Origin of the sequence: Micromonospora sp. WMMA1949 (genome assembly GCF_027460145.1) — a bacterium.
GTDB lineage: Bacteria > Actinomycetota > Actinomycetes > Mycobacteriales > Micromonosporaceae > Micromonospora.
Map to the genome: position 1 here is coordinate 559,487 of NZ_JAPZBG010000001.1, position 17,859 is coordinate 577,345.

Genomic DNA, 17,859 nt, shown 5'->3' on the forward strand with positions numbered 1-17,859 from the left:
GCGCACAAGCAGGTTTCGAGTTATCCGGGGATGTGATTTTCTATTAACATAGAGGAGCTTGACTGCATCGGCAAGGGTGGACGGTGGGGGTGGTCGCGATGGCCGAGGGCGGGCGGTACCGCTGGTTGCGCCGGATCGAGACGCTCGATCCGGTCCGCGACCATCACGAGATCTACCGGCTCTCCGCCGGGTACGAGTTCCCCTTCGACTACCAGCGGGCGCTGGAGCTGGCGCTGCTGCGCACGTTCTGCGTGCCGAGCATCTCCGCGCTGCTCGACGCGACAGGCGAGTTCCGGCTGCGGGCGCAGCAGCGCTACGACGACACCGCGCTGCTGATGGCCGAGTTGCTGGAGCACGGGTACGACTCGCCGCGCGGCCGGGAGGCGCTGCGGGTGGTCAACCGGGCGCACGGCCGGTACGCGATCTCGAACGACGACATGCGCTACGTGCTGTCCACGTTCGTCTACGAGCCGATCGACTGGCTGGACCGGTACGGCTGGCGCCCGCTGCACGAGCACGAGCGGCTGGCCGCGTTCCACTACTACCGCGCGGTCGGCGCGCGCATGGGCATCCGGGACGTGCCGGCGGACTTCGACGCGTTCCGGGACTTCAAGGACGCGTACGAGCGGGACACGTTCCGCCGCACGCCGAGCAACGAGCGGGTCGCGGCGTACACGCTGGATCTTTTCGCGTCCTGGTACCCGGCGCCGCTGCGCCCGGCCGCGCGCCTCGGCGTGCGCGCGCTGCTGCCGCCCGAGATGCGCGCCGCCTTCGGGTTGCCGGCCGCGCCGCGACCGCTGCCCGCGCTGGTCGGCGGCGCGCTGCGCGCCCGGGCCGCAGTGGTGCGGCTGCTGCCCGCGCGGACCGTGAGCCGGCTGACCCGCGCGCCGCGCAACCGCACCTATCCCGGCTACCCGCGGGGGTACCGGCCCGCCGATCTCGGCGCGCCGCCACCCCCGCCCGGCATCGACCCGGCGCTACTGGGTGACGGGCTCCGCCGCCGCGTCACCCGGCCGGTAGAGGGCGTCGATCCGGTCGCCGTACCGGTCGACGATGACCCGGCGCCGTAGCTTCAGCGTCGGGGTCAGCTCGCCCGACTCCGGCGTCCACGCCGACGGCAGCACCTGGAACGTCTTGACCTGCTCGGGCCGGGCCAGCCGTGCGTTCGCCGCGTCCACAGCGGCCTGGATCTCGGCCCGCAGCACCGGATCCGAGGCCAGGGCGGGCAGCTGCGGGTCGCTGATGCCGTGCGTACGCGCCCACTGGGGTGCCACCTCCTCGTCCAGCACGATCAGCGCCGTGACGTACGGCCGCCGGTCGCCGATCGCGACTGCCTGACCGATGAGCGGGTGGGCCCGCAGCAGGTTCTCGATCTGCGCCGGCGAGATGTTCTTCCCGCTGGACGTGATGATGAGTTCCTTCTTGCGGTCGGTGATGGTGAGGAACCCGTCCTCGTCGAGCGTCCCGACGTCGCCGGTCGCCAGCCATCCGTCCGCGTCGACCACCGGCTCGACGCCGCCGTCCTCGCGCAGGTAGCCGGAGCAGACCAGCGGACCCCGGACGAGGATCTCGCCGTCGTCGGCGAGGCGTACCTCCATGCCCACGTTCGGGCGACCGACCGTCCCGGTGCGGAAGCAGTAGGGGGTGTTGAGGGTGGCGGTGCCGGTGGTCTCGGTCAGACCCCACACCTCCAGCACGTCGATGCCGAGTCCGGCGAGGAACCGCAGCACGTCCACCGGGATCGGGGCGGCGCCGCTGCCGGGCCAGGTCATGTTCTGCAGCCCGAGGCTCGCCTGCAACGGTCGCAACACGGTGTCCCGGGCCTGCGCCACCCGGGCGGCCAGCTCGTCCGGCACCGGCTTTCCGGCGGCGCGCAACTCGTACGCCTCTAGTGTCACAGCGCTCGCGGCGGCGACGGCGGCGCGGACCGCGGGCTCGGCGGTCGCCAGGTGGGCCTGGACGCCGGCGGCCATCTTCTCCCAGACCCGCGGCACCCCGAAGAACGAGGCGGGACCGACGGTGCGCAGCGCCGCGACGAGCTGCGTGGCGTCGGGGCAGATGGTCACGTGCCCGGCGCGGTAGATCGGGTTGTAGATGCCGAGGAACCGTTCGGCGATGTGCGCGAGCGGCAGGTAGGCCACGGTCGGCGCGTGGTCGGGGACGGACACCATCGCGTCCAGCGCCACCGCCTGGTAGATCACGTTGTGGTGGCTGAGCACGACGCCCTTCGGGTTGCCGGTCGTCCCGGACGTGTAGAGCAGCGTCACCGGCTGCCCGGGCCGGATCGTGCGCCAGCGCCGCTCGAAGGCGTCCGGGTCCGCCGCGTGGGCGGCCCGGCCGAGGGTACGCACGCGCGACAGCGGCACGGTGTCCGTGGCCGCTTCGGCGGGCTCGTCCACCAGCACCACCCGGAGCAGGTCCGGCAGCTCGGCCAGGATCGGCCGCCAGCGCTCCAGCTCGGCCGGCCCTTCCAGCACGAGCACCTGGGCGGCGCTGTGCCGGGCCAGGTAGCGCATCTGCTCGGCGCTGAGCGTCGGGTAGATCGTGGACGGCACCGCGCCCAGGTGGACCGCGGCGAGGTCGACCAGCCAGTGCTCGGTCCGGCCGGACATCATGATCAGCATGTGTCGCCCGGTCTCCAGGCCGATCTCGGCCAGGCCGGCGGACAGCTCGGCGACCTCGTCGCGCAGCTGCGACCAGGTGCGGGTGTCGTCCCGGCCGAGCGTGGTCAGGGCGGGCCGGTCGGCGTACTCGGTGGCGTTGCGGTGCAGCAGCGCCGGGACGGTCAGGTCGGCGGCTTTCTTGGCGCAGTCCTCGGCGAGGACGTCGGCGGGGTCCATGGGCTACTCCTTCACACGCAACCGGGCCTGGTGGTGGCAGAGCTGGCCGCACCCCTCGCCGTGGTGCCCGCGCGGGTTCCGCAGCCGATGGCAGCACTGTAAACGAGGGTTAACTTTCTGGGAAGAAGTGCCGGTAGATCGCGCCTGAACCGAGCCGCAGCGATGATCCGGCGACGAACCTGGACTAACCAAACGGATCGCCGGTCACTGCGCGGTCCAGCCACCGTCCACGTGCAACACGCTGCCCGTGACGTAGCTCGCGGCGTCCGAGGCCAGGAACAGCACCGCGCCGACCACCTCCTCGGGACGGCCGAAGCGGCCCATCGGGATGCGGTCGCGCAACCGCTTCGACCACTGCTCGTGGCCGCGCAGCCCCTCCGTCATCGGGGTCTCCAGGTAGCCGGGCGCGACCGCGTTGACGCGTACGCCGGCCGCCGCCCACTCCAGCGCCAGCGTGCGGGTGAGCTGCTCGACGCCGCCCTTGCTGGCGCTGTACGCGGCCAGTCGTGGGAACCCCACCTGACCGTGCACGGAGGACATGTTGACGATGCTGCCCGCACCCTGCTCGACCATGAGCGCGCCGGCCGCGCGGGCGCAGACGAACACGCCGGACAGGTTGGTGTCGATCACCTGCTGCCAGTCACCGAGACTCAGCCGCTCGCTGCGGTGCAGCGCCGGGCTGATGCCGGCGTTGTTGACGAGGACGTCCAGCCGGCCCCAGCGCTGCCGCGCGAGGCCGACGACGGCGTCGGCGGCGGACTCGTCGGCGACGTCCCCGGCGACCACGGCCGCCGTGCCGCCGCCGGCCGCGATCCGGTCCCGCACCTCGTCGAGCGCGTCCGGCCGACGGGACTGGAGGATCACCGACGCGCCGGCCCGCGCCAGTCCCTCGGCGATCGCCGCGCCGACGCCCTGACTCGCGCCGGTCACCCACGCCACCTTGCCCGACAGCATCCCCTCGACCTGCGCCACCGTGGACTCCCCTCGTCGCAAACCATCGACAGATGTCGTCATGGGTCTTGTGGACACCGTTACCACGTGCTCTCATGTGATACACGGGCGCAATATTTGTTTCACCGTATCAGCGGCCTCGACCCCGAGGAGTGAACGTGGAACCGGTAAGCAGGCGCAAGATGTTGAAGGCCGGCGGGGCACTGGGAGCGCTCGGCGCGCTGAGCGTCGCCGCCCCCGCGCAGGCCCGATCGGCGTGGACCTGGTCCCCCACGGGATCAGTGGCCGGCGCCGGGGCGGGCGTGGACCCGCGCTGGGTGTGGGACGAGGAGGCCGACCCGCTCGTCGCCTCCCTCCTGGACCGGGGCGACGCACCACTGGTCAACCAGCTGCTGCGGACGTGGACGAAGAACGGCCAGCCGCTGCCGTCCGGCCTCCCGGCGGACGTCCGCGCGTTCATCGAACGCGCACGCGTGCTGCCGTCCTGGGTGGACCAGGGCAAGCTGGCCACCGCCGTGCGCTTCAACGAGAAGCGCGGCCTCTACCTCGGCGTGCTCTACGGCCTGGCCAGCGGCATGATGAGCACCGTCATCCCGAAGGAGGCGCGCGCCGTCTACTACTCCAAGGGCGGCGCGGACATGAAGGACCGCATCTCCAAGACCGCCAAGCTCGGGTACGACATCGGCACCGCCAACGCCTACCAGCCCGACGGCTCGATGATCGTGACCGCCGTCAAGACCCGGCTCGCGCACGCCGGCGTGCGTCACCTGCTGCCGCAGTCACCCGAGTGGGCCGACGTCGCGCCCGAGGACATCCCGATCAGCCAGCGGGACATGATGGTCACCTGGCACAGCCTGCCGACCACTGTGATGCGGAAACTGACCGACTGGCGGGTGCCGATCCCCGCCGCCGAGTCGACCGCCTTCCTGCACCTGTGGCAGGTGGCCGCGCACATGCTCGGCATCCGGGACGAGTACATCCCGGCCACGTGGAGCGAGGCGAACTCCCAGGCCGGCGAGGTCCTCGACCCGATCCTCGCGCCCACCCGCGAGGGCAACGCGCTCGCCGACATCCTGCTCGGCCTCGGCAGGGAGATCGACGCCGGGCTGCTCAGCAAGCCCATCCTCGGCTCGTTCACCCGGTTCATGCTCGGCAACCAGATCGCCAACTGGCTGGAGATCCCGCGTGACCTGCTCTGGGACACGCTGCTGCGGACGAGCTGGGGCCCGTTCGTCGCGGTCCGGGAGGCGCTGCTGCCGTTCCCGCTCGCGCCGGAGTGCTACTGGCTGTTCGACGAGTTCCTCCGCAAGCTCGCCCTGCTGTTCCTGTCCGAGGGGCAGTCGATAAACATCGAGATCCCGCTCGGCAACCGCGAGTTCTGACCACCGGGTCGCGGTGAGCACCATGACCGCGCCCCTCCCCCCGTTCCTGGGGTACGTGCTCGCCGCGCCGGTCCTCGTGGCCGCCGCCGAACTCACTGTGGCGTACCCGGCCGCCGCCCGGACGCCGTCGCCGGACGTGGCCGGACTGCTCGGCCTCGGCGAGATCATGACGGCCACGGCCCTGCCCGGGGCGGCCCTGATCTCCGTCGAGGTCGGCCCGGACGGGACCGTGTCGTTCACGCCGCCGCCGGGCCGCTGCGGGTACGACTGCGACACCTCGGCCGCTGAACTGATCGCCGACGGGCTGTCGGTACCGCGCCGGCGCGTCCGCGTGCCACCACCACGGCCGGCAGCGGGCCGGACCCGTCGCGCACCCCATCCGGCCGCCGGCACCCGTACCCCGCTCCGGGTCGCCGTGGCGGTGGCCCGGCGACGGCTGCTGGAGGCCGCGTCGGCGGCGCTCGGCACGCCCGTCGCCGACCTGCGGCTCGCGGCCGGCGCCGTCACCGACGGCGCGGGCCGCCGCGTCGACATCGGCGCCCTCGCCGGCTCCGCCGCCAGCACCAGCACGATCGCCGTGCCGGTCGACCTCGAGCCACGATGACCGGCGCCGCCGATTCAACGGGCCTGTGCCGGGTAGCAGTCCGATGGACGGCACCGGAGAGGGGACATACAGGCATGAAGGCACTGACCTGGCACGGCAAGCGGGACGTCCGCGTCGAGGACGTCCCGGACCCCCGGATCGAGGAGCCGACCGACGCGATCATCCGGATCACCTCGACCGCCATCTGCGGTTCCGACCTGCACCTGTACGAGGTGCTCGGGCCGTACCTGAAGCCCGGCGACATCCTCGGGCACGAGCCGATGGGCATCGTCGAGGAGGTCGGGTCCGGCGTGACCCGGCTCAAGAAGGGCGACCGGGTGGTCGTCCCGTTCAACATCTCCTGCGGCTCGTGCTGGATGTGCGAGCGGCAGCTCTACGCGCAGTGCGAGACCACGCAGGTGACCAGCCAGGGCAAGGGCGCGTCCCTGTTCGGCTACACCTCGCTGTACGGCTCGATACCCGGGGGCCAGGCCGAGTACCTGCGCGTCCCGCAGGCCCAGTTCGGCCCGATCACCATCCCGGACAGCGGCCCGGACGAGCGCTGGCTATACCTCTCCGACATCCTGCCCACCGCCTGGCAGGCGGTGAAGTACGCCGACGTCCCGCCCGGCGGCACGCTCGCCGTGTTCGGGCTCGGCCCGGTCGGCCAGTTCAGCGCCCGGATCGGCCGTCATCTGGGCGCCGGCCGGGTGATCGGCCTGGACCTGGTGCCGGAGCGGCTGGAGATGGCCCGCCGCCACGGCATCGAGGTGCTCGACGTCAGCCAGCTCGACGACGTGCCCGGCGCGCTCATCGACCTGGTCGACGGGCGCGGCCCGGACGCGGTGATCGACGCGGTCGGCATGGAGGCGCACGGCGCGCCGCTGGGGAAGATGGCCCAGACCGCCGCCGGGCTGCTGCCCGACAAGCTGGCCCAGGCCATGACCGACAAGGCCGGTGTGGACCGGCTCGTGGTGCTGCACGCCGCGCTCAAGGCGGTCCGGCGCGGCGGCACCGTGTCGATCTCCGGCGTGTACGGCGGCGAGCAGGACCCGATGCCGCTGATGGAGATGTTCGACAGGGGCATCCAGCTGCGCATGGGGCAGTGCCACGTGCGGCGCTGGGTCGACGAGATCATCCCGCTGCTGGAGCGTGACGACGACCCGCTGGGCGTGGAGGACCTGCGGACCCACCGGCTGCCGCTGACCGACGCGCCGCGGGCGTACGAGATGTTCCAGAAGAAGGAGGACGGCTGCGTCAAGGTCGTGCTCGCGCCGTGACCCGGACGGTGGTCGTCACCGGCGCGACCAGCGGGATCGGCCGGGCGACCGCCAGGGAGCTGGCGGGCCGCGGGGACCGGCTGGTCCTCGCGGCCCGCTCCCCCGCCACCCTCGACGAGGTACGCGACGAGTGCCGGGCGGCGGGCGCGCGGGCGATCGCCGTACCGATGGACGTGACAGCGCCCGGCGCGGTGGCCTCGCTGGCCGACGCGGCGCGGGCCGAGTACGGCGGCGTCGACGCCTGGGTGCACACCGCCGCGGTGATGTCCTACGGCCGCTTCGACGAGACCCCGGCCGAGGTGTTCGAGCAGGTGGTCCGCACCGACCTGCTGGCCGCCGCCGCGGTGGCCCGGGAGGCGCTGAGCCGGTTCCGGGACGCCGGCGGCGGCACGCTCGTGCTCACCGGCTCGGTGCTCGGGCACATCACCGCCCCCTACATGAGCGGCTACGTGGCCGCCAAGTGGGGCCTGCAGGGGCTGGCCCGCACCCTGCAGCAGGAGGCGCGGGAGACGCCCGGCATCGCGATCTGCCTGGTCAACCCGGGCAGCGTCGACACGCCCGTCTACCGGCAGGCGGCCAACTACCTGGGCCGGATCGGCCGGCCGCCGCCCCCGGTCGCCTCGCCCGAGCGGGTGGCGCGGGCCATCGCGCACTGCCTCGACCGGCCGCGCCGCGAGGTCTCGGTGGGACGGCTCAACGTGATCATGCGCTTCGGCTTCACCGCCCTGCCCGGCGTGTACGACGTGCTGGTCGGGCCGCTGATGCGCCTGGCCGGACTGACCCGGACGCCGGTCGCCGCGCACCAGGGCATCGTGTTCACGCCCAACCCGGCCGGCGAGGCGGTCCGGGGCGGGTGGCTGCCCGACGTGTCCCAGGTGGTCCGGGCCGTGGGCGGACGCGCGGCCACTGTGGCGTCCGCGGTGCGGCGCCGGCTGCCCTGACCGTGGCGTGGGCGGGCCGGGACGACTGTGGTTACCGTGTACGGCGGGACACGGCGGAGGGGACGAGCATGCGGGAAGCAACGGGGCGGGAACCCGGCCGGACGCGCGGCGGGCGGGTGTGGAAGCTCGCCGGGCTGGCCGCCGTCGCCGGGCTGGCCTGGGCGGCGCGGGACGTACCGGCGCAACTCGGCGGCCGGCTCACCGGCACCCGGGCGGAACGGGCGGCCCGGTCACCGCGCTTTCGCGACGGCACGTTCCACAATCCGGCCGGCGCCAGCGCCACCATGGTCGCCGACCCGGGCCGCAACCTGCTCCGTGAGCTGATCTTCGGCAAGCAGAAGCGGCGACCGGGCAGCCCGGTGCCGCTGCTGCGTCCGGGTGCCGCGCCCGCCGCCGCCGACCCGGCCCGCGAACTGAACGTCATCTGGTACGGCCACGCCTCCACGCTCGTCGAGATCGAGGGACACCGGGTGCTGCTCGACCCGGTGTGGAGCGACAGGTGCTCCCCGTCCGGGCTGGTCGGCCCGCGGCGCATCCACGAGCCGCCGGTCCGCCTGACCGACCTGCCCCCGCTGGACGCCGTGCTGATCTCGCACGACCACTACGACCACCTGGACATGGAGACCGTCCGCCGGCTGGCCGATCTCCAGTCCGCGCCGTTCGTGGTGCCGCTGGGCGTCGGCGCCCACCTGGCCCGCTGGGGCGTACCCGAGCACCGCATCGTCGAGCTGGACTGGTCGGAGAGCCACCGGGTCGGCGGCCTGACGCTCACCGCCACCGCCGCGCAGCACTTCTCCGGGCGCGGCCTGCGCCGCGACGGCACGCTCTGGAGCTCCTGGACGATCACCGGCGCGCACCGGAAGGTCTTCTACACCGGCGACTCCGGCTACTTCGATGGGTACGCCGCGATCGGCGCCGAGCACGGCCCGTTCGACCTGACGCTCATGCAGATCGGCGCGTACGACAGGGCCTGGCCGCACATCCACATGTTCCCGGAGGAGGCGGTCGCCGCCCACCTCGACGTGCGCGGCGGGCTGCTGGTGCCGGTGCACTGGGGCACGTTCAACCTGGCCCTGCACGACTGGTCCGAGCCGGTGGACCGGCTCTGGGCGGAGGCGAAGGCGCGCGACGTCCGGCTGGCAGTGCCGCGTCCGGGTGAGCGGGTGGTGGTGGACGAGCCGCCGGCGGTGGACGGGTGGTGGCAGGCGGTCGCCTGAGACGCGCCGAAAAAACCGGACAAGGCATTCTTCTGCGCATATTTGCGTACTCTGTTCGCTGACGAGTCAGCGGCCGGAGGACAGCATGCAGGTTCGCCTCTCCCCAGGCGTGGAAGATCTCCGTACACCCACCCCGCCGGCGAGCGGCGCCGCGGCCGTCAAGCGGGGTGTCGACGTCGTCGTGTCGGCCACGGCCCTGCTGGTGGCGGCGCCGGTCCTCGCCGTGGTCGCGGTCGCGGTGCTGCTCGGGATGGGCCGTCCGATCATCTTCCGGCAGCGGCGAATCGGCCGGCACGGCCGGGAGTTCACCATCCTGAAGTTCCGGTCCATGGCGGGCGGGGGCGACAGCTTCTCCCCCGGCGACGACCAGGCGCGGCTGACGCCCCTGGGGCGGTGGCTGCGCGCCACGAGCCTGGACGAGCTGCCCAGCCTCTGGAACATCCTGCGCGGTGACATGAGCCTCGTGGGCCCGCGCCCGTTCCCGACCAGCTACCGCGACCTCTACACACCGCGGGAGTTCCGCCGGCACGACGTCCGGCCCGGCCTCACCGGGCTCGCGCAGGTGAACGGCCGCAACGCGCTGGGCTGGGCGGAGCGTTTCGCCTACGACCTGCACTACGTGGAGCACTGGGGCCTGCGGCTGGACGCCCGCATCCTGGCGCGGACCGCGGTCGCCGTGCTCCGCCGGCAGGGCATCAGCGCGCCCGGCGCCGCCACCGCACACGAGTTCCGTGGCACCGCCTCGGAGCAGGCCGTGGCGGCGACAGCGGGAAGCGGATCCCGGTGAGCCTCGACCTCGTCGTCGTCGGGTGCGGCGGCCACGGCCGGGAGATCGCCCAGATCGTGGCGGCGGTGAACGAGTCCTCGGCCCGGCCACCCTGGCGGCTGGCCGGCTTCGTCGACGACGACCCGTCCGAGTCGAACCGTAAACGCGCCGAGGCGTGCGGCGCGCCGTTCCTCGGGACCCTGGCGGCGATCGGTCAGCTACCGCCGGAGACCCACGTCGTCATCGGGGTGGGCGACCCACGGGTCCGGCAGAAGGTGGCCGCGCGGATCGACACGTACCGGAGGCCGGCGGCGAGCCTCGTCCACCCGGACGCCACCGTCGGCCCGGACCTGGTGTCGGCCGAGGGTCTCGTGGTGTTCGCCGGTGGCCGGATCACCACGAACGTCACCGCCGGACGGCACCTGCACGTCAACCAGAACGCCACGCTCGCGCACGACTGCGTGGTCGGCGACTACGTCTCCCTGCATCCGCTCGCGGCCGTGTCGGGCGACTGCCGCCTCGGCACCGCCGCGCTGATCGGCGCGGGCGCCGTGGTGCTCCAGGGCCTGCGCGTCGGCGCCGGCGCGACGGTCGGCGCCGGCGCGTGCGTGGTGCGCGACGTGCCGCCGCGGACAGTGGTCAAGGGCGTGCCGGCGCGCTGAGCCGTCCTCAGAGCACGAAGGCGTCCGTCCACAGCGCGCCCGAGCGGCCCGACAACGCGTCCAGCATCGCCACCGCCTGACCGTCGGTGAGCTGCGCGACGAAGTCGATGATGGCCCGGCCCCGGGCCCGGCCGATCCGGTCCGGGGTACGCGGGTGCAGCTCCGCCTCGGCCAGCTCCACCAGGTCGTGCAGCCGGCGCGGCAGCCGGGACTCCTCGTCCGGGTCCAGCAGCCACTCCCAGAGCGCCTCCACCAGCGTGCCCAGCAGCCGGGCCTGGCCGCGCTGGTGCAGGGCCAGGTCCGGGCGGGCCAGCACGAACCGGTGGTGCACGAACTTGAGCACCTGCACCTCGTGCCACTGCGCCTTCGCCAGCAGCACGTAGCCGGAGCGGACGTCCGGGTCCGGTGTCACGGTGATGGCGTCCACGAAGCGGGTGGACCAGCGGGCGGAGAACCGGGCGACGTACTGCTCCGCCTCGATCGAGCCGTCGAACGGCAGCGCCAGCAGCCCTTCCACCAGTTCCTCGCGCACATGCTCGACCGCGTCGGCGAACGCCTCGTCGTCGGCGATCCAGCCGTCCTTGCGGTGCAGTTGCCGGCGCAGCCGCTCGATCGCCGCGCCCGGCCGCCGGCCCGCCGCCTCCAGCGCCGAGGCGGTGATCGACCGCAGGTGCCCGCACTCGCGCTGCCAGGCCATCAGCTCGGCCGCCACGGTGCCCTGCTGCAGCACCCCGACGCGGTAGAAGTCCTCCACGTCGTGGATCGCGTACGCGATGTCGTCGGCGGTGTCCATCACCGACGCCTCGGGGGTCTGCTGCCAGTCCGGGATCCGCCCGGCGAACGGCTCCCGCGCCTGGCGCAGGTCGTCCAGCTCGGTGCGGTACGCGCCGAACTTCACCGAGCCGCTCTCCGGGTCCTCCGGCGGGGCCGCCGCGCCCCGGGGCGCCGGTTCGAGGTGGCGCGGGTGCGGGTCGGGATGGTCCAGCCGGGTCCACGGGTACTTCAGCATCGCGGCCCGGACCGCGGCGGTCAGATCCAGTCCGGTGGTCGCCGCGCCACGGATCTCGGTGCTGGTGACGATCCGGTACGACTGGGCGTTGCCCTCGAATCCGTCGGCCAGCCCGAGCCGCTGCCGGGCCAGCCGGTCGAGCACCCGCTCCCCCAGGTGCCCGAACGGCGGGTGCCCGAGGTCGTGCGCGAGCGCGGCGGCCTCCACCACCTCCGGGTCGCAGCCGCCGAGCTTGTCCAGCAGGGCCCGGTGCGCCGGATCGGCGGTCAGCCGCTCGGCGATCGCGCGGGCCACCTGGGCCACCTTCAGGCTGTGGGTCAGCCGGTTGTGCACGAGCAGCCCCGATCCGCCCGGGCTGATCACCTGGGTCACGCCGCCCAGCCGGGCGAAGAACGGCGACCCGACGATCCGGTCCCGGTCGGCCCGGAACGGGCCGGCGGCCAGGTCGCCGAGCGCCCGGGCGCTGCCTCCGAAGAGCCGCCGGGCCCGCGGATCCGCAGGTACCTCCATGATCGCCACGCTAGCGCAGCCGTACCGGACGGCGGGCCGCGACCTGTGCCTAGGCCAGCGGGGGCGCGTCCCCCAGCACCAGACCGGGTGCCGCCGGCAGCCAGTAGCCGAGGTAGGTGCCGGCGGTGACCTGGTAGCTCAGGCGCCCGTTCACCCAGGCGCTGGCGCTGAGGAACGCGCCCGAGGCGCGCGGGAAGGTGACGGTCTTGGACCCGACGACCTGCCACCTGCTGTCGTACGCGTAGCCGGTGTAGGTGCCGGGCTCGACGGTCAGCAGCCGGGTGGGCGCGTACGTGTGCTCGACGAACTTCCCGGCGAGCCACCGGTTCTGCGCGTCCTCCGCCACGAACATGCCGGCGAACACCCCGTTCGCCATGCGGTAGTGCACGCCCCGGCCGGTCACCCGGACGCGCTGGTCGGCGGTGGCGGTGGAGAACCGGATCAGGTTGATCGACTTCTGCGCGACGACCCGGCCGGCGGCGTCGAACTGGTAGGCGACGTGGGAGCCGGGACCGAACCACACGATGCCGTCGACAGGCGGGTACGGGTAGTCGGCGCGCAGCACGTCGGCGTACGCGGCGAACACGCCGGCGTGGGTGAGCTGGTGCAGCGCGAGCATCTGCTGGGTGTGCACCTGGTGGTAGCTCGGGTAGGACCGGGCGCAGCCGACCGAATAGCGGCTGGCCCACTGCGGGACGCGCAGCGTGGCCGGCACGTAGCGCCGCACCGTCGTGGCCGTCCCGTCCATCAGGCTCACCGCCCGGCTGTCCCGGGTGATCCGCCAGTAGTCGTACACGCCGTAGAACGCGTAGATCATGCCGTTGAGGACCCGTTCCCCGCGCACACCCGGGCTGTCCGGATACTCCTCCAGCCACAGGTAGCCGTCCGTGTCGGTCCAACTCACCCAGGGCACCCCGAGCTGTGGTCCGAGGGTGAGGCTGAGGAACGTACGGTCCGCCGCCGTACGCCAGGTGGCGTCGCCGGTCACCTCGTACAGCCGGACGAACAGGCTGAGCAGTTCCCCCTGTGCCATCGCGCTGTACCAGGGCGCCTGGAGCACCAGCCCGGTGCACCGGGGCAGGTCGAAGGGGTACGAGTACCACCACGCGCCGCGGGACTCCACCTTGCGGTCCAGGTTCCGCCGCGCCTGCGCGATCGCCCGGTCGAGGAAGAACCGGTCGCCCGTGACCTGGTAGGCGTTGAGGTTGTCCAGTCCCCAGTCGGCCTGGACCACCGGGTGGTCGTACAGCGCACCCTGCCAAGTGAAGAGCCGTACCCCGGAGGCGTCGTGCGCCAGCGGGTCGGTCCGCGGGACTGTCATCTGTCGCGAGGTCGGTGAGACCGAGCCGGGCAGCAGGCGCGGCAGGTAGCCGTCCCGGGCGTACGCGGTGAGCGTCGCGCTCCGCCCGGAGAGTGCGGTGGCGGCCGCCGCGCCGGTCACCGGCGTCCCCGTCAGGCCGACGGCGAGCACCGCCGCCACCCACGCGCGCCAGGCCAGCCGGATCCTCATGGGACCTCCAAGGTCGGGAGTGTCCTCCCATCCCAGCAACCGCATGTCGCTTTTGCCAGCCTCCTTTCATCATGCGTGGAATAGACGCACATAACATGAGTATTCGTGACTGTTACCGACCCTCCGGCGAGGCGGGCGGGCGCGCACGCCGGTCGCGGGCCGGGACGGCAGAATGCACGGGAACCCACCCGAGAAGGCGGATCAGATCGTGACCCAGTCAGTGCACCAGCGCATCGCCGAGGAACTCGGCGTCGCCGAACGGCAGGTGCGGGCGGCAGTCGAGCTGCTCGACGGCGGCGCCACAGTGCCGTTCATCGCCCGCTACCGCAAGGAGGCCACCGGCCTGCTCGACGACGCGCAGCTGCGCACGCTGGAGGAGCGGCTGCGCTACCTGCGCGAGCTGGACGAGCGGCGCGCGGCGGTGCTGGAGTCGATCCGGAGCCAGGGCAAGCTCGACGAGGCGCTGGAGGCGCAGATCCTCGCCGCCGACTCCAAGTCCCGCCTGGAAGACATCTACCTGCCCTACAAGCCGAAGCGGCGCACCCGCGCGCAGATCGCCCGCGAGGCCGGGCTGGAGCCGCTCGCGGACACGCTCCTGGCCGACCCGGCGCAGGACCCGAAGACGGTCGCCGCCGGGTTCGCCGACCCGGACAGGGGCGTCGCGGACGTCGCGGCCGCCCTGGACGGGGCGCGGGCCATCCTGATCGAGCGCTTCGCCGAGGACGCCGACCTGATCGGCACGCTGCGCGAGCAGATGTGGTCGCGGGGCCGGCTGGTCTCCCGGGTACGCGACGGCCAGGAGACCGCGGGCGCGAAGTTCGCCGACTACTTCGACTTCGCCGAGCCGTACCCGAAGCTGCCCTCGCACCGCATCCTCGCCATGTTCCGGGGCGAGAAGGAGGGCGTGCTGGAGCTGACCATGGACCCGGAGGCCGAGGGCGACGCCGACGCGGCGACCGGACCGAGCCGCTACGAGGCCGCCGTGGCCGGACGCTTCGGCATCAGCGACCAGGGACGGCCCGCCGACAAGTGGCTGGCCGACACGGTGCGCTGGGCCTGGCGTACCCGGATCCTCATCCACCTCGGCGCGGACCTGCGGATGCGGCTGTGGCAGGTGGCCGAGGAGGAGGCCGTGCGGGTCTTCGCCACCAACCTGCGTGACCTGCTGCTGGCCGCACCGGCCGGGGCGCGGGCGACGATGGGCCTCGACCCGGGCCTGCGTACCGGGGTGAAGGTCGCGGTGGTCGACGCCACCGGCAAGGTGGTCGCCACCGACACGATCTACCCGCACGAGCCACGCCGGCAGTGGGACGCCTCGCTGCACACGCTCGCCACGCTCGCCGCCGCGCACGGCGTCGAGCTGATCGCGATCGGCAACGGCACCGCCAGCCGGGAGACCGACAAGCTCGCCGGTGACCTGATCAAGCGGCACCCGGAGCTGAAGCTGACCAAGGTGGTGGTCTCCGAGGCCGGCGCGTCGGTCTACTCCGCCTCCGCGTACGCCTCGCAGGAGCTGCCCGGCCTGGACGTCTCGCTGCGCGGCGCGGTGTCGATCGCCCGCCGCCTCCAGGACCCGCTGGCCGAGCTGGTAAAGATCGACCCGCGGTCGATCGGGGTAGGGCAGTACCAGCACGACCTGTCCGAGGTGAAGCTGTCCCGCTCGCTCGACGCGGTGGTCGAGGACTGCGTCAACGCGGTCGGCGTGGACGTCAACACCGCCTCCGCGCCGCTGCTCACCCGGGTCTCCGGCATCGGCGCCGGGCTGGCCGAGAACATCGTGCTGCACCGCGACGCCAACGGGCCGTTCCGCACCCGCGCCGAGTTGAAGAAGGTGCCGCGGCTCGGACCGAAGGCGTTCGAGCAGTGCGCCGGCTTCCTGCGCATCCCCGGCGGCGACGACCCGCTCGACTCCTCCAGCGTGCACCCCGAGGCGTACCCGGTGGTGCGCCGCATCCTCTCCTCCACCGGGCAGGACCTGCGCGGCCTGATCGGCAGGTCGGCCATCCTGCGCGGCCTGCGCGCGACCGACTTCGTCGACGAGACGTTCGGCCTGCCCACCGTCACCGACATCCTGGCCGAGCTGGAGAAGCCCGGCCGTGACCCGCGCCCGGAGTTCCGCACCGCGACGTTCGTCGAGGGCGTGGAGAAGATCGGTGACCTGACGCCGGGCATGGTGCTGGAGGGCGTGGTGACGAACGTGGCCGCGTTCGGCGCGTTCGTCGACGTGGGCGTGCACCAGGACGGCCTGGTGCACGTCTCGGCCATGTCGCACACCTTCGTGAAGGATCCGCGCGACGTGGTGAAGTCCGGCGACGTGGTCAAGGTCCGGGTACTCGACGTGGACGTGCCCCGCAAGCGGATCTCGCTGACGCTGCGGCTGGACGACGAGGCGCCGGCCGGCGGTGGTCGCCCGGCGGGCGGCGACGGACGGCGGGACCGGGGCGGGCAGGGCGGCGCCGCTCCGCGGGCCGGCGGCCAGGGTCGCGGCCAGGGCCGGGGCGGGCAGGGCGGCGGTGGCCAGCGGGGTGACCGGGGCGCGTCGCGCGGCGGCCAGCAGCAGCGGCCGGGGCGCGGTGGCGGCGGTTCCGCCCCGCTCAACGACGCCATGGCCGAGGCGCTGCGCCGCGCCGGGCTGGCCTGATCTCCCGGGGTGCGCTGCCGAGCTGACGACTCAGCTCGGCAGCGCGCCGTGCGCGCGGCGCGCGTACCCTCGCGGTCGTGGGTGGCGAGGACGACGAGCGGTGGCGGGAACGACGACGCCACGCGGTGCGGGCGCACGCGGAGGCCGCTGATCGGGAACGCGCCGCGGAGCAGGCGGAGGCCGCGGAGCTGGTGGCCCGGTTCGCCGCCGAGGCGCTGCGGCGCGGGCTGCGCACCGACCGGCTGACCGCGACCGGCCACGACGGGCGCGGGCGTTACCGCACACGACTGACCGGGTGGTACGTGGACCGGGCGCACAGCCGCGCGGTGGACACCGACGGGTGCTTCTACCTGCTCACCGTGACGCCCGGTCTGCGCGCGCGGCTGTTCGGGGCCGACCCGCGGCCCAGCGCACCGCCGCTGGTGGTCGGCCGGGGCGGTCGCGACGGCGAGTCGGTGCCGCTGGCGGCGCTGCTCAGCCGGCGTCTCGACGCGGGCGACGACTGGCGCTGAGGGCGGCGGCCGGCCGCTGATCGGCCCGCTGCCGCGGCACCGGACGCGCGGCGCGCCGGGCGACGTGCCGCCACCAGCACAGCTGCACCACGAGCGTGAGCAGCCCGGCGAGCACGATCGCGGCCAGGTTGATCACCAGTTGGAGGGCCGAGCCGGCCGCCTCGTGCCACACGCCGTACGCGGACGCCACGGCCACGTTCGCCGCCGCCGGCACGGTGGTCACCGAGATCAGCACGCCCACGAGCGAGCCGGACTTCTTCGACGTCAGCGACAGCATGCCGGCGATGCCGGCGAGCAGGCCCACCACCCAGGACAACGCGTCCGGGCGCCAGATGAAGTCGGTCATCGGCCGCTCGGCCAGCAGCATGTCCCGGCCGACCAGGCCCGCTGCGGTGAGCGCCCAGGTGCTCAGCACTGTCGCCGCCATGGCGACCAGGAAGCCGACGGTCAGGGCCTGCACCGAGCGGCCGGCCACGCGCGGCTGCCGGCGCAGCAGCGCCACGCAGAGCGCGGCGAGCGGACCGAACTCGGGGCCGACCACCATCGCGCCGACGATCAGGATCGGCTGGTCGAGCAGCACGCCGATGCCGGCGATCATGGTGGCCACCACGATCAGGGCGAGGAACGTGCCGGTGAGTACCGTCTGCTCGCCGGTCTTCGCGGCGATCTCGTCCCAGACCACGGCGTCCTCGCCGTGCCCCGGCGCCTCCTCGGCGGCCCGGTCGGCCGCCTCGGACAGCGTCAGCTCCACGTCGTCGGCCGCGATCGCCCCGTGCGCCTCGACACCCAGTTCCTGGAGCCGGCTCAGCACGCCGTCGGCGCTCTCCCGGACGACGTCGCAGGTGACGTAGTCACCGGCGGGCTGGCGGGCGGCCCCGGGCAGCACCACGAGGTGCGTGACGCCGGGATCGGCGGCCAGCAGGTCCACGACCGCCGACGACTGGTCACTCGGCGCGATCACCCTCAGGTGCAGCACTCGGGGCTCCTGGCTCGTCGATTCCTCTGCGGGGCCGCCGAACTCTACTCGGTCGCGGCCCGATCGTGTGCTTTTCGGC

15 protein-coding genes are annotated in these 17,859 nt (G+C 73.4%); 10 read left to right on the top strand and 5 right to left on the bottom strand.

The genetic code is table 11. From position 1 onward, the window contains the following. Window positions 1-83 precede the first annotated feature (83 nt). The gene (locus tag O7607_RS02430) at window positions 84-1,070 is read left to right on the top strand and encodes an oxygenase MpaB family protein (protein WP_269700684.1); all 987 of its coding nucleotides are present in this window, start codon (window positions 84-86) and stop codon (window positions 1,068-1,070) included. On the opposite strand, the gene O7607_RS02435 is transcribed toward O7607_RS02430, so the two are convergent. Together O7607_RS02435 and O7607_RS02440 are read right to left on the bottom strand one after the other, a co-directional pair. Further along, window positions 978-2,840, bottom strand: a complete 1,863-nt coding sequence (locus O7607_RS02435; RefSeq protein WP_269700685.1) for an AMP-dependent synthetase/ligase — start codon at window positions 2,838-2,840, stop codon at window positions 978-980. The genes O7607_RS02430 and O7607_RS02435 overlap by 93 nt on opposite strands. A 204-nt stretch (window positions 2,841-3,044) precedes the next feature. Continuing rightward, window positions 3,045-3,812, bottom strand: a complete 768-nt coding sequence (locus O7607_RS02440) for an SDR family NAD(P)-dependent oxidoreductase (protein WP_269700686.1) — start codon at window positions 3,810-3,812, stop codon at window positions 3,045-3,047. 137 nt (window positions 3,813-3,949) lie between these two features. On the opposite strand from O7607_RS02440, the gene O7607_RS02445 reads away from it, so the two are divergent. The 7 genes from O7607_RS02445 (at window position 3,950) to O7607_RS02475 (ending at window position 10,622) form a co-directional block, all read left to right on the top strand. Beyond that, window positions 3,950-5,173 carry an oxygenase MpaB family protein gene (locus O7607_RS02445; protein WP_269700687.1) on the top strand — a complete coding sequence of 408 codons (1,224 nt, stop codon included), beginning with the start codon at window positions 3,950-3,952 and terminating at the stop codon, window positions 5,171-5,173. Window positions 5,174-5,195: 22 nt separating this feature from the next. Then, a complete protein-coding gene (locus O7607_RS02450) occupies window positions 5,196-5,777 on the top strand; it encodes an isoquinoline 1-oxidoreductase (RefSeq protein WP_269700688.1) in 582 nt (193 codons plus the stop codon). A gap of 74 nt (window positions 5,778-5,851) precedes the next feature. Then, entirely contained in the window at window positions 5,852-7,036 is a 1,185-nt protein-coding gene (locus tag O7607_RS02455) for a zinc-dependent alcohol dehydrogenase (protein ID WP_269700689.1), read from the top strand. Beyond that, a complete protein-coding gene (locus O7607_RS02460; RefSeq protein ID WP_269700690.1) occupies window positions 7,033-7,977 on the top strand; it encodes an SDR family NAD(P)-dependent oxidoreductase in 945 nt (314 codons plus the stop codon). Before O7607_RS02455 ends, O7607_RS02460 begins: the two co-directional genes overlap by 4 nt. 68 nt (window positions 7,978-8,045) lie before the next feature. Beyond that, a complete protein-coding gene (locus tag O7607_RS02465) occupies window positions 8,046-9,194 on the top strand; it encodes an MBL fold metallo-hydrolase (RefSeq protein WP_269700691.1) in 1,149 nt (382 codons plus the stop codon). Window positions 9,195-9,303: 109 nt separating this feature from the next. Continuing rightward, window positions 9,304-9,981 (top strand): sugar transferase, encoded by a 678-nt coding sequence (locus tag O7607_RS02470; RefSeq protein ID WP_269700692.1) that lies wholly within the window; start codon window positions 9,304-9,306, stop codon window positions 9,979-9,981. Then, window positions 9,978-10,622: a NeuD/PglB/VioB family sugar acetyltransferase gene (locus tag O7607_RS02475; protein WP_269700693.1), complete on the top strand. Its 645-nt coding sequence runs from the start codon at window positions 9,978-9,980 to the stop codon at window positions 10,620-10,622. The genes O7607_RS02470 and O7607_RS02475 overlap by 4 nt, the downstream gene beginning before the upstream one ends. 7 nt (window positions 10,623-10,629) lie before the next feature. Here O7607_RS02475 and O7607_RS02480 read toward each other — a convergent pair whose 3' ends face one another. Together O7607_RS02480 and O7607_RS02485 are read right to left on the bottom strand one after the other, a co-directional pair. Beyond that, on the bottom strand, window positions 10,630-12,141 hold the full coding sequence (locus O7607_RS02480) for a deoxyguanosinetriphosphate triphosphohydrolase family protein (RefSeq protein ID WP_269700694.1): 1,512 nt from the start codon (window positions 12,139-12,141) through the stop codon (window positions 10,630-10,632). 49 nt (window positions 12,142-12,190) lie between these two features. After that, window positions 12,191-13,651, bottom strand: a complete 1,461-nt coding sequence (locus tag O7607_RS02485; protein WP_269700695.1) for a D-glucuronyl C5-epimerase family protein — start codon at window positions 13,649-13,651, stop codon at window positions 12,191-12,193. Window positions 13,652-13,859: 208 nt separating this feature from the next. Between O7607_RS02485 and O7607_RS02490 the strand changes: the two genes are divergently transcribed. Then, window positions 13,860-16,292 (top strand): Tex family protein, encoded by a 2,433-nt coding sequence (locus O7607_RS02490; protein WP_269700696.1) that lies wholly within the window; start codon window positions 13,860-13,862, stop codon window positions 16,290-16,292. A gap of 77 nt (window positions 16,293-16,369) precedes the next feature. After that, window positions 16,370-16,804, top strand: coding sequence for a hypothetical protein (locus O7607_RS02495; protein WP_269700697.1), 435 nt, complete (start codon window positions 16,370-16,372; stop codon window positions 16,802-16,804). Here the strand turns inward: O7607_RS02495 and O7607_RS02500 are convergent. After that, entirely contained in the window at window positions 16,767-17,780 is a 1,014-nt protein-coding gene (locus O7607_RS02500) for a DUF389 domain-containing protein (RefSeq protein WP_269700698.1), read from the bottom strand. The genes O7607_RS02495 and O7607_RS02500 overlap by 38 nt on opposite strands. Window positions 17,781-17,859: the final 79 nt, after the last annotated feature.

Excerpts from the sequence above, each read along its gene's own strand:
- O7607_RS02435 (WP_269700685.1), bottom strand. The coding sequence starts at position 2,840 with ATGGACCCCGCCGACGTCCTCGCCGAGGACTGCGCCAAGAAAGCCGCC.
- O7607_RS02450 (WP_269700688.1), top strand. The coding sequence starts at position 5,196 with ATGACCGCGCCCCTCCCCCCGTTCCTGGGGTACGTGCTCGCCGCGCCG.
- O7607_RS02455 (WP_269700689.1), top strand. The coding sequence starts at position 5,852 with ATGAAGGCACTGACCTGGCACGGCAAGCGGGACGTCCGCGTCGAGGAC.
- O7607_RS02465 (WP_269700691.1), top strand. The coding sequence starts at position 8,046 with ATGCGGGAAGCAACGGGGCGGGAACCCGGCCGGACGCGCGGCGGGCGG.
- O7607_RS02480 (WP_269700694.1), bottom strand. The coding sequence starts at position 12,141 with ATGGAGGTACCTGCGGATCCGCGGGCCCGGCGGCTCTTCGGAGGCAGC.
- O7607_RS02485 (WP_269700695.1), bottom strand. The coding sequence starts at position 13,651 with ATGAGGATCCGGCTGGCCTGGCGCGCGTGGGTGGCGGCGGTGCTCGCC.